The sequence below is a fragment of the Cupriavidus gilardii genome (assembly GCF_013347325.1).
Taxonomy (GTDB): Bacteria; Pseudomonadota; Gammaproteobacteria; order Burkholderiales; family Burkholderiaceae; genus Cupriavidus; species Cupriavidus gilardii.
The window spans coordinates 196,289-210,272 of the sequence record NZ_CP054626.1; the positions used below are offsets into that span (position 1 = coordinate 196,289).

A 13,984-nucleotide genomic window follows, 5' to 3' on the forward strand; every position below is an offset into this window, starting at 1 on the left:
TAGTACGCCGACCGCGATGGCGGCCATGGGGGCGGAAGCTGCGCCCCCGATGGCATACTGTGCCGCATGGTTACCGCCACGTTCCGCTTCTACGAGGAGCTGAACGATTTCCTCCCCCCGGCGATGCGCGGACGGGACTGGTCCTGTCCGTGCGCCCGCGCGGCCACGGTCAAGCACATGATCGAGGCGCTCGGGGTGCCGCACACCGAGGTGGAACTGATCCTGGTCAACGGCGAGTCGTGCGGCTTCGACCGCGTGCTGGCCGACGGCGACCGGGTCTCGGTCTACCCGACGTTCGAGGCGCTCGACGTCACGCCGCTGCTGCGGCTGCGGCCGGCCCCGCTGCGGGTCACCCGCTTCGTCGCCGACGCCCACCTCGGCGGTCTCGCCGCGCTGCTGCGGCTGACCGGCTACGACACCCTCTACGACAATCACTTCGACGATCGCGAGATCGAGACCATCGCTGCCGGCGAGGGCCGCATCGTGCTGACGCGCGACCGCGAGCTGCTCAAGCGCAGCAGCATCACGCACGGCTGCTATGTGCGCGCGCTCAAGCCGCAGGCGCAGCTGCGCGAGATCTTCGCCCGGCTGGACCTGCGCCGGCAGGCGCGGCCGTTCTCGCTGTGCCTGAGCTGCAATGTGCCGCTGCGCGCCGCCTCGAGCGAAGAGGTGGCCGGCCGCGTGCCGCCCGCCGTGCTCGAGCGGCACGAGCGCTTTTCGACCTGCGAGGCCTGCCGGCGGGTGTTCTGGGAGGGTTCGCACTGGCGCCGGATGCGGGCGCTGGTCGATTCGCTGATGCTGCCGGAAGGGACGGCCGACGCGCGCGACGCGGCGGACTGCTGACGACGTCCCGATTGCCGCCATGTCGTTCCCGCGAAGCCGGGAACCCAGCGTCTTCCGCAGTCGCCGGGCCCGCGCGTGCGCGGGGACGACGCAGGCGTCAGAACCGCCCGGCCTCGGTCACCATCCAGTCCATCGGGATATCGTGCGCGGCCGGCGCCAGCGCGATCCGGCAGTCTTCATAGCCGATGCCGATCGCCACCGGCTTGCCGGGCAGCGCGGCCAGCGTGCGGTCATAGAAGCCGCCGCCGTAGCCCAGGCGGAACTTCTCGGCACTGAAACCGACACAGGGAATCAGCAGCGCGTCGGGCGTCACCGCAGCCGTGCCGTCGGGCACCGGGATGCCGTAGCGGCCTTCGCGCATCGGCGTGTCGGGCGTCCAGCGATGGAAGTCCAGCGGCACGCCGGGCCGGCTGACTGCCGGCAGCGCGGCGTCGCGCCCCGCGGCGGCGGCCAGCCAGCGCGCCACCAGGGCGCGTGCGTCGAATTCCTGCTGGATCGGCCAGTAGAACCCCAGGCAACGCACCGGCAGCCAGTCGAGCAGCGCGGCCAGCTCGGCCTCGATGCGCGCGTCCAGCCGCGCCCGCTGCGGCAGGCTCGCGCGGCGCGCCAGCAGCGCGGCGCGCAGCGCCCGGCGTTCGGCGGCGGCGTCGTCCGACGGAGACGACGTGGAGGACGACGCTTGCGGCGACGTTTGCGGCGACGCTTGCGGCGACGTTGGCGGGGGATCGAGCGGACCGGTCGGTGCGTTGGTCATGGGGGCAGAAATACGTGCCGAAGCGGGGCGTTAGTCCCGGATCGGCCGGTGAGAAGTGCGTGTGATAATGTCCGCGGACTATTGGTTTTCAAGCGGTTCGGCAGCCACATCCAGCGCCGGCCGGGCCGCCACAACAAGGAAAGACAGGATGCGCAACGGAGTATATCGGCAGCGTGCGGGACAGTTCGCATTGACCGCGATCGCCACCGCCTTGAGTTTGACACTGCTGGCAACGCCGGCCGCCGCGCAGAAGCGAACGGTATCGTCGAACGGGCAGGGCGCCGCATCGACGATGATCCCGAGCGATCCGGACGACGCCTTCCGGGCGCTGCGCGATGCCGCCCGCAAGAACGACGTGGCGCGCGCCTACGCGATCTCGGCCACGCTGGTCGACTACCCGGTGCCCTCGTACGTCGAATACTTCCGCATCAAGCCACAGCTGTTCGACGCCAGCGGCCTGGCGCGCATCGACGCGCCCGACGACGAGGTGCGCGCCTTCCTGCAGCGCTACCAGGGCGAGGCGATCGCCGACCGCATGCGCAACGACTGGCTGCTGGTGCTGGGCAAGCGGCGCGACTGGGCCAACTTCGACGCGCAGTATCCGCAGTTCGTGCTGAAGGACGATACCCAGGTCGAGTGCTATGCGTTGCTCTCGCGCGCGCTGAAGGGCCAGAACGTCGCCGCCGAGGCGCGCGCGCTGCTGACCGAGCCGAAGAACTATGGCGAGGGCTGCGTCGACCTGATCGGCTATCTGTACCAGAGCCGCCAGATCACGCGCGCGGACGTCGCCTTCCAGGCCCGCACCGCACTGGAGCAGAACTACACCACGCTGGCCGGACGCATCGCGGCGACCGTGCCGGACGGCGCCGTCGACGGCGATACGCTGGCCACCGTGGTCAAGATGGCGCGCAACGATCCGGCCCAGGCCGCCGCCTACCTGACCGCCAGCTCGGGCAGCCTGTCGCGCGACGAGCAGGGCGCGGGCTGGGGCGTGGTCGGGCAGTTCGCCGCCAAGAAGCTGCTGCCCGAGGCGGCGGGCTACTACCGCCGCCAGGTCGAGCTCGGCGGCAACCAGTGGCTGTCGACCGAGACGCAGGAGTGGCGCGTGCGCGCGGCGCTGCGCCAGGGCGACTGGAAGCTGGTGCGCCTGGCGATCGAATCGATGCGCCCCGAATTGCGTACCAAGGATCCGGCCTGGACCTACTGGCTGGGCCGGTCGCTGGCCGAAGCGGGCCGCAACGACGAGGCGCGTCAGCAGTACCAGGCCATCGCCAGCGGCTTCCATTTCTACGGGCAGCTCGCCAGCGAGGAGCTGGGCCAGCGCATCACGCTGCCGGCGCGTACCCAGGTCAGCGATGCCGAGGCCATGGCAATGCGCACGCGCCCCGGCTTCCAGCGCGCCAAGGCGTTCTACGACATGGACCTGCGCTTCGAGGGCAACCGCGAGTGGAACTGGGAGCTGCGCGGCATGAGCGACCGCGAGCTGCTCGCCGCCGCCGAGTACGCACGCCGCATCTCGCTGCTGGACCGCACCGTCAACACGGCCGACCGCACGCAGGCACAGCATGACTTCTCGCTGCGCTTCCTGATGCCGTTCCGCGACATCATGCAGCGCGCCACCGACCAGGCGGGCCTCGACATGGCCTGGGCCTACGGCATCATCCGGCAGGAGTCGCGCTTCATCATGAACGCACGCTCGTCCGCCGGCGCGCACGGCCTGATGCAGGTGATGCCGGCCACCGCCAAGTACGTGGCCCGCAAGATCGGCATGACGGACTTCACGCCGTCGATGATGAGCGACCCGAACGTCAACATCCTGCTCGGCACCAGCTACATGAGCATGGTGCTGACCGACCTGGACAGCTCGCAGACGCTGGCCTCGGCGGCCTACAACGCCGGCCCGGGCCGGCCCAAGAGCTGGCGCACCAGCCTGTCGCGGCCGGTCGAGGGCGCGATCTTCGCCGAGACCATTCCGTTCACGGAGACGCGAACCTACGTCAAGAATGTGCTCTCCAACGCCACGTACTATGCTGCATTGATGCACGGACATCCGCAGTCGCTGAAGGCACGGCTGGGTACGGTGGTGCCGTCGCAGGTCACTACCACCAGCCTGCCCTGACGGCGCTGCGACCGTGCCCCGAGCCAGCCCTGCCGGGGCGCCTCGGGGCGAGATGTCCGCCGCTGCCTTGACGCAGCATCGAACGCACAGCATCGAACGCTGGGTCGAAACCCGCCGCGGCAGCCGTGCCGCGGCCACCGTGCCACGGAGGACATCATGCTGACGAGCAATGTACTGGTGATCGGCGGTTCGGGCTTTATCGGCAGTCATCTGGCCGCACGCCTGTCGGGCGTGGCCAACCACAGCAACGCGCCGCTCGAACACGCGACGGTGGTCATCCCGCCGATGGACCCCGAGCGGATCGTGGTGGCGACGCGCAACGAGGACAACGCGCGCGACCTGCTGGCGTTGCCGCGGGTCGAGATCGCGGTGCTCGATGTCGCCGACGAGACGGCGCTCGACAGCGCGATCGGTTCGCTGGGCATCGACGGCATCGTCGTCAATCTGGTCGGCGTGCTGCATGGCGGGCGTGGCGATCCCTACGGGCCGGGGTTTGCCGCCGCCCATGTCGAACTGCCGCGCCGGCTGGTCGAGTCGATGCGGCGCACCGGCGTTCGCCGGCTGCTGCATATGAGCGCGCTGGGCGCCGACAGCGCGGGCCCATCGATGTATCTGCGCAGCAAGGGCGACGGCGAGCGCGTAGTGCGCGAGAGCGGGCTGGACTGGACGATCTTCCGCCCCTCGGTGGTGTTCGGACCCGACGATCATTTCCTCAACCTGTTCGCCAGCATGCAGCGGCTCGCGCCGGTGGTGCCGCTGGCCTGCGCGCAGGCGCGCTTCCAGCCGGTGTTCGTGCAGGACGTCGCGCAGGCGATGGTCAATGCAATGGCGACCCCGGCCACGATCGGCCGCTGCTACGAACTCGGGGGCCCGCGGGTCTATACGCTCGAAGAGCTGGTGCGCTTCGCCGGCGAGGCCTCGGGCCATCCGCGGCCGGTGCTGCCGCTGCCCGACGCGCTGGCACGCCTGCAGGCGGCCGTGCTCGAACATATGCCGGGCGGTCCGGTGATGTCGCGCGACAACCTCGATTCGATGCGGCTGGACAATGTGCTGGGCGGCCCCATGGCGCCGGAGCTGGGCGTGCATCCGACCAGCCTGGAGGCGGTGATGACCGAGGCGCTGTCGGGCGGAAGGGAGACGCGGCTGGAGGCGCTGCGGTCGAGCGTGCATCGGCGGTGAGGCAGCGGACCCACCGCGCCTATGTGACCCAGATTGACACTGCTTGCGAGCCCAATTCGTTTGGCCCGTCCCCGAGCCGCTGGCTACAATGTTCCGCCTGAAGCGCAGAGTGGCCAGCCATACCGTCTTTCCTGTCTTTTCCCGCATGCCGCCGATCGCGCTCGCCTCGCTCTCTCCCTCTCCAAGGACTCCCAAATGAAGCTCGTCATCGGCAACAAGAACTATTCCTCCTGGTCGTTGCGTCCCTGGCTGGTGATGGCGCATGCCGGCATTCCGTTCGAGGAAGTGCCGGTGCGCCTGTTTACGCCGGGCTTTGCCGAGGAGATCGGCCGCTATGCGCCGGCCAACAAGGTGCCGGCGCTGATCGACGGCGATATCGTGGTCTGGGACTCGCTGGCCGTCGTCGAATACCTGGCCGAACGCTTCCCCGACAAGCAGCTGTGGCCGCAGGACCCGGCCGCGCGCGCCTTCGCGCGTTCGATCTGCGCGGAGATGCATGCCGGCTTCGGCAACCTGCGCAGTCAGCTGCCGATGAACCTGAGCGCGATGCTGCCCGGCATGGGCTGGAACGTCGCGGTGCAGCGCGATATCGACCGCATCGTCCATCTGTGGCAGCAGGCGCGCCAGCGCTTCGGCAACGGCGGCCCGTTCCTGTTCGGCGCGTTCTCGATCGCCGATGCCTACTTTGCGCCGGTGGTGTGCCGCTTCGCGACCTACGGCATTCATCTGCCCGAGCACGCCAAGGCCTACGCGGACCTGGTGCTGGAACTGCCGGCGCTGCAGCGCTGGATCGCCGCCGCACGTGAAGAGCGCGATTTCCTCGCGCCTGACGAGCCGTATCGCGTCGCGCCGGAGCGCGACGATGCGGTCGTGATCCATCACTGAAGGGCCGGACCGAGGAAGAACTTGATGCAGATCTACGCCGTCGGCGGCGCCATCCGCGACCGGTTGCTCGGCGCATCGAGCCAGGACCGCGACTACGTGGTCGTCGGCGCGACCCCGGCGGAAATGGAGGCGGCCGGCTTCAAGCCGGTCGGCAAGGACTTTCCGGTCTTCCTGCATCCGCGCACCCGCGAGGAATACGCGCTGGCGCGCACCGAGCGCAAGACCGCCGCCGGCTACAAGGGCTTCGCCTTCTATTGCTCGCCCGATGTCACGCTGGAGGACGACCTGATCCGGCGCGACCTGACCATCAACGCGATGGCGCAGGCGGTGGACGAGCAGGGCGACCTGGTCGGCCCGGTCATCGATCCGCACGGCGGCCAGCGCGATCTGGCCGCCCGGGTATTCCGCCATGTCTCGCCCGCCTTCGCCGAGGACCCGGTGCGCATTCTGCGGCTGGCGCGCTTTGCGGCGCGCCTGCCCGAATTCACCGTCGCGCCGGAGACGCTGGCGCTGATGCGGTCGATGGTGGACAGCGGCGAGGTCGATGCGCTGGTGGCCGAACGGGTCTGGCAGGAGCTCGCGCGCGGGCTGATGGAGGCGCGCCCGTCGCGGATGTTCGAGGTGCTGCGCGAGTGCGGCGCGCTGGCGCGGCTGATGCCGGAGCTGGACCGGTTATGGGGTGTGCCGCAGCGCGCCGAGTATCACCCGGAGGTCGATACCGGCGTCCACGTGATGATGGTGATCGATACCGCCGCCGCGATGCAGGCACCGCTGACGGTGCGCTTCGCCGCGCTGGTCCATGACCTGGGCAAGGGCACCACGCCCGCCGACGTGCTGCCGCGCCATATCGGCCATGAGCAGCGCAGCGTGGCGCTGCTCGAAGCGGTCTGCAAGCGGCTGCGCGTGCCGACCGATTGCCGCGACCTCGCCGTGCTGGTCGCGCGCGAGCACGGCAATATCCATCGCTCCAGCGAATTCGGCGCCGCGGCGGTGACGCGGCTGCTCGAGCGATGCGATGCGCTGCGCAAGCCCGAGCGCTTCGCCGAGGCGCTGCAGGCCTGCGAGGCCGACGCCCGCGGCCGGCTCGGCTTCGAGCAGCGCGACTATCCGCAGCCGGCCCGGCTGCTGGCCGCACGCGAGGCCGCCGCCAGCGTCGATGCCGGCGCCATCGCGCGCGAGTGCGCGGGACAAGTCGAACTGATCCGCGAGCGCGTGCACCAGGCGCGGGTCGGCGCGGTGGCGCGCGCGTTGGGGCAGGGGGCCGAATAGCGCAACGGGTGCCGCGGCAAGCCACCGCAGCAAATCACCGCAGCAAGTCACCGCAGCAAGTCACCGCGGCAAGTCACCGCTGCAAGCCACCGACACAAATCGAAAGCGACGGTCTGCAGCGGACAACAGAATGGCGCCTCGCTCGAATGCGGGGCGCCTGCCTGCCACTGCGTTCGAGCGGCTAGTCGCCGACGCCAGCACCGAAGCGCATCGTCTCTTCCTCGCCATGGTGCCGATCCGGCACGGCAGCCCAGCGTCGGCGTTGTCCTGTCCAAAGGTCGAACGCCATGCCCGATCCCATCGCTGCGCATATCCCCGCCTGTCCGCTGCCGCCCGCATCGGACCAATCCACCGGCCCGATGCCGTTCGTCGCCATCGAAGCCGAAAACCATGCCGAAGCCAATGCCAATGCCAATGCCGATACCAATATCGATATCGAGCCCGACACGGGTTGGCATCGTCTGCCCGCCGAGCTGATCGTCCATATCGGAAGTTTCCTGCCATGGCAGGCGCTCGACGCGCTGGGCCGAACCCATCGCCGCTCGCGGCAGGCGCTGGCCGCTTGTACCGTTCATTCCCGCGTCGGCTGGCGCATCGTCTGCGTATCGAGCCTGTCGATGTTCGCGCGCACGGCGGGCGAGCTGCGCAGCCCGCTGCTGTCCGACATGCAGCGGGCGCAGGCGCTCGGGGCGCTCGCCGGCCGCCTGCCGAGCCTGGATGGCCGCATCGTGTCCGCGGCGCGCGATGTCCTGCTGGACCAGATTGCGCAGCTGGCGGTTCCGCAGCGGGCGCAGCCGCTTGACGGCGTGATGCAAGGGTTGGCGCGCTGCCATCAATCGGTGGTGCACCAGGGCGGCGCCTGGCCGCTGCTGATGGCGGCACACACCGTGGCGCCCGCGCGGCGCGGCGAGGCGTTGATCGCGTGCCTGCGCATCCCGTCGCTGGCGCGAAGCGCGATGCCGAGCGTCACGCAGTGGATCGACGAGGCGCTGGCGCTGCCGGCGCCGGACCGTGGCCCCTTGCTGGCTCAGGTCGTGCGGCGCTTCTCGTTTGGCAGTCCGATGCGCACGGATGCGCGCGTGCAGCAGTTCCTGCGCGCCTGCCAGGCGCTGCGGATGCCTAACGGGGAGCCAGCGTCGGCCGAGCAGGCCGCCGTGCTGATCGCATTGGCCGATGCGCTGGACCACCATCTGGCGCGGCAGGACGGAGAAGACGAGGCCGCGCACGGGTTGTGGTGCGACCTGCTGGCCGCGGCGCAGACCTTGCGTCCCGACTGCGCGCTCGACGTGATGGCGGCACTGGCGGGGCCGGGCGCACTGAGAGGCGGCGCGAGCGGCCCGCTGCGCTGGGCCATGCTGTGGCAGGCGGGCCGGCGTTTCGGCGCGAACCCTTCGCAATACGCGCGCTGGCTGGCGGCGCTGTCCCTGCATCACGGCTGGGTGCAGCCCGAGGGAACATGGCAGTGCCTGTTCGATGCGGCCGGCACGCTGCCGCCACGCGAAACAGGGCCGGTGGTCGCCATGCTGGCGCGCGGCGCCGCCGCCGCGGCCGATGAGCCGAAACGCCATGCGCGCTGGCTCGCGCTGTACCAGATGGCCCTCGCGATACCACTGCCCGAAGCGCGTACCGCACCATTGGTGGGACTGGCCGACGCGTTGCTGGCCGAGGATGCCGCGATCCAGGACGAGCGCTGGCGGCTGCTGGTCGACGCCATGCCTGCGCTGCCGACGGCGTCGCAGGCCAGGGCGCTGCTCGCCTGCATCGACTTCGGTACCGCCGAGCCGTTCTGGACGCCGTGCCACCGCATCATGCTGCGCTTGCCGGCGGCCCAGCGGGGCGCGGCGCTGTCCCAGCTGGCCGACCGGATCGTCCAGCTGCAGGCGGACGCGCATCGGATACAGGCATGGCGGGATATCGCGGGCTCGGTGAACGACCTGCCGCCGGAACACCGGCAGGCGCCGTGGCAGATGCTGCTGCGGCGGATGAATCGGGTGTTCGAGCGCGATCCGGTCGGACACGAAGGCGCGCGCGACACGCTCGCCGATCTGCTGGCGGGCCAGCCGGCCCTCGCCCGGCAGCAATGCTTGCTGGGCGCGACCTCGCAGGCCGACCCCCGGCGCTGCGAATGGATCGTGACGCAGGCACGCGATCTGCCTCCGGCGCTGCAAGCCGAGGTGCTGGCGCGCGTAGCGCGGGCGGCCCGGCTTGCCGATACGCGCAATCGCGTGGAATGGGGCATCGATCGGCGCCTTGCTGTGTGGATCGATCTGGCCGGCGCGGTAAAGGATCTGCCTGCGCACTATCGCGGCGCGCCGCTGCAGCAACTGGCGCAGCTGCTTGCCGATCTGCCGGCGGACATGCGGCGCACGGCCCGCCGGTACTTCGTCGCGCTGCTGCGCGGCGTACCGCCGACCGACATGCCGGCCGGCTTCGCCGCGGCCGATCCCTTTTCGGAATCCGCGGTGGTACGCCGTGTATTGAAGCGGCCGCGTTACCCGCTCGCGATGCAGGCCGTCGCGCCCAAGCGTGCGCGGATCGACGAGACCTGGCCCTGAGCCGCTTCACGGAGGCACCATGCCGCTGCAAATCGATGCTTGCTGCATCACGAACCCGGCGCACATGCCGGCAGTCCCCACCGAGCGGGCCGCGGAAGCCGGACTCCCGCGCGCGACGTGGCACGATCTGACGACCGATCTGCTGCGCCATATCGCCGGCTATCTCGACGATTCACCGCTTGGCGCGATGGCACGCACGGACCGCCGCGGCCGCGCCGCGCTGGCGTCGGCGGTGCGCCTGGCACGAGTCGACTGGCGCATCGCGCGCGTGTCGAACCTGTCGACGCTGCACGATGCATTGCGCGAGATCGATGCAGCCGGAATGCCGGCCCGCACGCGCTGCGTTCGTCTGGCGGCGCTGGCGCAGCGGCTGCCGCTGCTGCATCTCGACATGGGTCCTGAAGCGTGCGATGTCCTGCTCCAGGCCATCGCCGCGCTGCCGGCCGGCGCGCGCCAGGCGCCGCTGTGCGAATGGCTGCGCGGCTTCGTCTGGGTGCATGGCAGAAGCGAGCGGGCGCGCGATCCATGGCTGCAAGCCCGATTGCTGCGCCTGGTGTTCGAACTGCCCGCCCGGCAGCAGGCCGCGGCATGCCAGGCCTTCTTTGACAACATGCCCTGGCTGGCCCCCTCGCTGCTTGCCGAGCTGCCCGCGCGCCTGCTGTGGGCACTGGCCTTGCCTGAGGCGGATCGTGGTCCCCTGGTCGTGGCGATGCTGCAGTCCGTTCGCACGGTCGAACACGCGCGGCAGTTCGATCTGCTCGGCGTGTTGCAGTCGGTGTACGCGCAACTGGTGCGGCCGGATGGGCAGCCGGCGGTTCCGGAGCGCACCGCGTTGCTGTGCGCGGCGGCGGGCGAGGCCGGCGCGGTCCGGCAACTGCCGGATGACGAGACCAGAGCAGTGCGGTTGCGGCAGTGGCTGGTCGGCACGGCGCAATCGCTGCCCGGCGACAGCCTGTTGCAGGTGCTGACGCGGGTGGCCGCATGGCCGACGTTGTCCTTGTCGCTCCATGCCGACGGCGACGGGCCGCAACGCCTGTGGCACATCGGCGTGCGGGCGTGCGGCGATGCGCTCGCATTGGGGCGGTGGCTCGCGGCGATGCACCGCCATCCGGTGCAGGATCTGTCGGAGGTGTGGGCCACGGTATGGGCCGACGTGGCGACGATGGCGCCGCCTCGGCGCGCCGACGCCATCGCATCCCTCGCTGCGTCGCTGACGGTGATGCCGGGCTACCCGCAACGGGTCAATTCGTGGCTGTCGCTGTTTCAGCATACCGTCGACGCATTGCCGCTCGTCGATCGTGCCGCGCCATTGCAGGCGCTGGTGGCGGCCTTGCCCGAACTGGGCCTGATGATCTGGGACCCGCGGGGCGATATGGTGCTCGATGCCGCGGCTTGCCTTCCTCCGGCGCAGCAGGTGGCGGTGCTGCATGAATGCTGTGCCGATTCGCAGGCGCTGCTCGAGCGCCATTGGGACCGCTATCTCGAACAGATCAGGCAATTGCCTGCCGCGGCGCTGGCGGTCGAACTGGAAAGGATGGCCTGGCAGTTGCGCAGAATGAGTCCGCTCCTCGCCGCATCGGCGTGGCCCGAACTGGTCGCGTTGCTGCACCGGGTGCCGGCCGAACAGCGTTTGCGGCCATGGCTGGCGCTTTGGCGGGTGGTCGGGATTACCTTTGGCCAGGTGAACCGGGCGGCGGCATGCGAAGGCTTGCTGCAGGCGCTGGCGCGGCAGCCGCCGGCCGCGCAGGAGCAATGGCTGGTGGCCGCCGCGGCGATCGACCATCCGGACGCGACGCTGCTGCTGCTCGAGCGGGTTGCGGGCCTGCCGGCGACGCGGCGGGCCAGCGTGCTGACGGTGCTGGCGCGCGGCTCCGTCATGATCCGTTCCCGGCCCGAATGCATGGCGATATGGCACGCGCTGCTCGACGCGGTGGGCGGCCTGGCGCCGGCCTACCGCGGCTCGCCGCTGCATGCGCTGGTCGATCTGCGCCGCCGGCTCGCCTGGGGCTACGGCGAGCCCTCGTTGGAGCCGCTGGCGGCGTTGTGCGAGGGCGTACCGGCAATGGACCTGCCCGCGGATCTTGTCTCGCAGGAACTCCCGCCGCACCTGCCGCCGACCCTCCCGCTATAGCAGCCGGCCAACCAACAGCGCGATCAGCGACAGCAGTACCGTCGACGCGAACGGCAGCACCCACTCGCGGCCGAACAGGCGGAAACGCACGTCGCCGGGCAGGCGGCCCAGTCCGATCTTCTGCAGCCACGGCAGCGCGGACGACAGGATGATCACGGAAAGGAAGATGGTCAGTGTCCAGCGCAGCATGGGGGCCTTCCGTGGCTACAGGGTGTGGCTGCGGTCGCCCGCGGCAAAGCCGATCGGCACGCTGTCGGCCAGGCCGCGCGTCAGCGCGATGGCCTTGAACAGCTCGCCCATTTCGGCTTCGGACAGCAGCTTCTGCACCGCGTTGGCGGCCGGCAGGAAGCTGCGCGCATCGTTCGGGTCCAGCGTCATCAGCAGCTCGGTGATACCGGCGTTCATCAGCAGGCGCGCCTGCGAGGCAAAGCCCGCGACCTCGAGTCCGGCGTCGACCGCGGCCTGCGCGATGCCGCTGAAGTTGACGTGAGCGGTGATGTCCTGCAGCCCCGGATAGAGGAACGGATCAGGATGGGCGTGATGGCGGTAGTGGCACATCAGCGTGCCGCCGGTGCGCTGCGGGTGGTAGTACTCGCTGGCCGGAAAGCCGTAGTCGATCAGCAGCGCCGCGCCGCGCGTCAGCATCGCGCCGAGCGAGCGGATGAAGCCCTCGGCCTCGGCATGGGTCTCGGTGACGATGTCGTGGTCGCCGGGAATCGCGGCGACGGCGGCGGGCACTTCGGTCTTGTCGAGCGGCCGGTCGGCGAAGCGAAAGCGCGCATCGTGGCCATGCTCGCCATCGTTGCGCGCAACGCCGCGCTCGTGCCAGACACCGCCAACCCGCGCGTAGAGCCGCACCGGCATCGCATCGAGGACCTCGTTGCCGATCGCCACGCCCTCGAAGCGCGCCGGCAGCGCGTCGAGCCACTGCACGCGTGCGGCCAGATGCGGGGCGCGCGCGGCCAGCGTGGCCTGCTGGCGTTCGCGCAGCTCGCCGGACAGCTCAACGATCCAGTAGCGCGAGGGAAGCCGGCCTTCGGTCTCGAGCGCCAGCAGCAGATCGGCCGCCAGCCGGCCCGTGCCGGCGCCGAATTCCATCACCTCGTCCAGGCCCAGCTCGAGCCATTGGGCCAGCTGGCGCGCCAGCGTGCGGGCGAAGAACGGGGTCAGCTCTGGCGCGGTGATGAAGTCGCTGCCGTCGCGCACGTCGCGGCCGAACTTGGCCGCGCCGCCGCTGTAGTAACCGAGCCCGGGCGTGTAGAGCGCCATCGCCATATAGCGGTCGAAGCCGAGCCAGCCTTGCGCGGCGTCGATCGCCTCGCCGATGCGCGTGGCCAATGCCGTGGAGGCATCGAGCGCGTCCGCGGAGGGAAGGGGTAAACTACCGGTTTTCTGCATCCCGCGATTGTAGCAATGCCAGATTTCACTTCTTCCGGCGCCGCGCCCGCTTCGTCCGCGGCTTCGTCGACGCAGGCGGCCGCGCCCGGCAACGGCCGCGGCATTGCGCTGGTGACGGGCGGCGCCCGCCGCATCGGCCGCGCCATCGCGCTGGAGCTGGCAGCGCGCGGCTGGGATATCGCGGTGCACTGCCATCGCTCGCGCGACGAGGCCGAGGAGGTCGCCGCACAGATCCGCGCGCTCGGCCGACGCGCCGCGGTGCTGCAGGCGGACCTGGCCGACGAGGCCGCCACCGGCGGACTGATCGCGGCCTGCACCGCCGCGCTTGGCACGCCGACCTGCCTGGTCAACAACGCCTCGCTGTTCCAGTACGACGTCGCCACCAGCTTCTCGTACGGCTCGCTCGACACGCACATGCGCACCAATGTCGCCGCGCCGCTGCTGCTGTCGCGCGAATTGCACCGCGCGCTGCCGGACGATGCACGCGGCGTGGTGATCAACCTGCTGGACCAGAAGCTCGACAACCTGAACCCGGACTTCCTGTCGTACACGCTGTCCAAGGCCGCGCTGCAGACCGCGACCATGCAGCTGGCCCAGGCGCTGGCGCCGCGGCTGCGCGTGGTCGGCGTGGCGCCGGGCATCACGCTGGTGTCCGGCGACCAGTCCGGCGGCGGCTTCAAGCGCGCGCACCGGATGACGCCGCTGGGCCAGTCGTCGACGCCCGACGATATTGCGCAGGCCGTCGCCTATCTGGCCGAGGCGCGCGCGGTGACCGGCACCACGCTGTATGTGGACGGCGGCCAGCACCTGATGCCGCTCGCGCGCGACGTGATGTTCCTGACCGAATGACT

At 70.4% G+C, this 13,984-nt stretch carries 11 protein-coding genes; 8 read left to right on the plus strand and 3 right to left on the minus strand.

The window, feature by feature from the left end; translation table 11 throughout:
• The first annotated feature begins 66 nt into the window (after positions 1-66).
• The gene (locus FOB47_RS11120; protein ID WP_151022756.1) at positions 67-843 is read left to right on the plus strand and encodes a Mut7-C RNAse domain-containing protein; all 777 of its coding nucleotides are present in this window, start codon (positions 67-69) and stop codon (positions 841-843) included.
• A gap of 97 nt (positions 844-940) precedes the next feature.
• Here the strand turns inward: FOB47_RS11120 and FOB47_RS11125 are convergent, their stop codons facing one another.
• Positions 941-1,597 carry a 5-formyltetrahydrofolate cyclo-ligase gene (locus FOB47_RS11125; protein WP_174781095.1) on the minus strand — a complete coding sequence of 219 codons (657 nt, stop codon included), beginning with the start codon at positions 1,595-1,597 and terminating at the stop codon, positions 941-943.
• Positions 1,598-1,745: 148 nt separating this feature from the next.
• On the opposite strand from FOB47_RS11125, the gene FOB47_RS11130 reads away from it, so the two are divergent.
• From FOB47_RS11130 to FOB47_RS11155, 6 genes are all read left to right on the plus strand, one after another.
• Positions 1,746-3,716 carry a lytic transglycosylase domain-containing protein gene (locus FOB47_RS11130; protein WP_151022758.1) on the plus strand — a complete coding sequence of 657 codons (1,971 nt, stop codon included), beginning with the start codon at positions 1,746-1,748 and terminating at the stop codon, positions 3,714-3,716.
• Positions 3,717-3,872: 156 nt separating this feature from the next.
• Positions 3,873-4,895 carry a complex I NDUFA9 subunit family protein gene (locus tag FOB47_RS11135; protein ID WP_053820936.1) on the plus strand — a complete coding sequence of 341 codons (1,023 nt, stop codon included), beginning with the start codon at positions 3,873-3,875 and terminating at the stop codon, positions 4,893-4,895.
• 195 nt (positions 4,896-5,090) lie between these two features.
• Positions 5,091-5,780 carry a glutathione S-transferase family protein gene (locus FOB47_RS11140; protein WP_174781096.1) on the plus strand — a complete coding sequence of 230 codons (690 nt, stop codon included), beginning with the start codon at positions 5,091-5,093 and terminating at the stop codon, positions 5,778-5,780.
• A 24-nt stretch (positions 5,781-5,804) separates the two neighbouring features.
• Complete coding sequence (locus FOB47_RS11145) at positions 5,805-7,049, plus strand: multifunctional CCA addition/repair protein (RefSeq protein WP_174781097.1); 1,245 nt, start codon at positions 5,805-5,807, stop codon at positions 7,047-7,049.
• A gap of 287 nt (positions 7,050-7,336) precedes the next feature.
• The gene (locus tag FOB47_RS11150; protein WP_174781098.1) at positions 7,337-9,604 is read left to right on the plus strand and encodes a hypothetical protein; all 2,268 of its coding nucleotides are present in this window, start codon (positions 7,337-7,339) and stop codon (positions 9,602-9,604) included.
• Positions 9,576-11,735, plus strand: coding sequence for a hypothetical protein (locus FOB47_RS11155; RefSeq protein WP_174781099.1), 2,160 nt, complete (start codon positions 9,576-9,578; stop codon positions 11,733-11,735). The genes FOB47_RS11150 and FOB47_RS11155 overlap by 29 nt, the downstream gene beginning before the upstream one ends.
• Here the strand turns inward: FOB47_RS11155 and FOB47_RS11160 are convergent.
• Both FOB47_RS11160 and FOB47_RS11165 read right to left on the minus strand, forming a co-directional pair.
• Positions 11,730-11,924: a DUF2905 domain-containing protein gene (locus FOB47_RS11160; RefSeq protein WP_053820940.1), complete on the minus strand. Its 195-nt coding sequence runs from the start codon at positions 11,922-11,924 to the stop codon at positions 11,730-11,732. The two genes, FOB47_RS11155 and FOB47_RS11160, sit on opposite strands and share 6 nt — an antisense overlap.
• A gap of 15 nt (positions 11,925-11,939) precedes the next feature.
• Positions 11,940-13,133, minus strand: coding sequence for a class I SAM-dependent methyltransferase (locus tag FOB47_RS11165; RefSeq protein WP_053820941.1), 1,194 nt, complete (start codon positions 13,131-13,133; stop codon positions 11,940-11,942).
• 15 nt (positions 13,134-13,148) lie between these two features.
• Between FOB47_RS11165 and FOB47_RS11170 the strand changes: the two genes are divergently transcribed.
• A complete protein-coding gene (locus FOB47_RS11170; RefSeq protein ID WP_053820942.1) occupies positions 13,149-13,982 on the plus strand; it encodes an SDR family oxidoreductase in 834 nt (277 codons plus the stop codon).
• The last annotated feature ends 2 nt before the right edge of the window (positions 13,983-13,984 follow it).